General features: G+C 58.3%; 1 protein-coding gene. It reads left to right on the top strand.

The window, feature by feature from the left end:
* Positions 1–107: 107 nt before the first annotated feature.
* Positions 108–527: hypothetical protein (locus AC1D0P_RS28085; protein ID WP_477679729.1), on the top strand; the 420-nt coding region annotated here is incomplete at its 3' end.

Raw genomic sequence — 527 nt, 5'->3', positions numbered from 1 at the left:
CATCGGMGCAWTTCGTYGCGCAGATGGCCGACCTGAARRCCGCRTCCGGCCTGCARTCRRTCACGCTYTCCGACACCCACACCCTCGCCGTTTCCTCACTGGAAACGATGAATTACCTGATCGCGCACTATGGCAGCCTGCTCGGCAAGATTTCCGGCGGTTACGATTTCTCCGTCACCTATGGTGATGCCACCTGGACCAAGACGCAGGAATTCAATGCCGCAGGCAGCCTGACTCTTCRCACYGAWTATGGCCTGACRAACGGCGTGATCATGAGCAAGGYCGTYTWTCATASCGACGGCTCGATCGAAAACTATGCCTACCACATCACTGGCCAGAGCTACACCTCGACCCACCAGGTCAGAAATGCCGCAGGCAACATTACGCTGATCGAGCGCCTCCATACCGACGGCACCTACGCCTACCGCGAAATAGATGGCACCGACGGCAGCCGGGAYATCGCCAACTACAACASYGCCGGCAAAATGACGACCGACGTTCAAACCGCCAGCGACGGCACCAACACC

This window comes from Polaromonas sp. P1_G2 (genome assembly GCF_056405515.1).
Note: the sequence above shows the minus strand (reverse complement) of the source record. Positions and strands in the feature narration are given on the sequence as shown.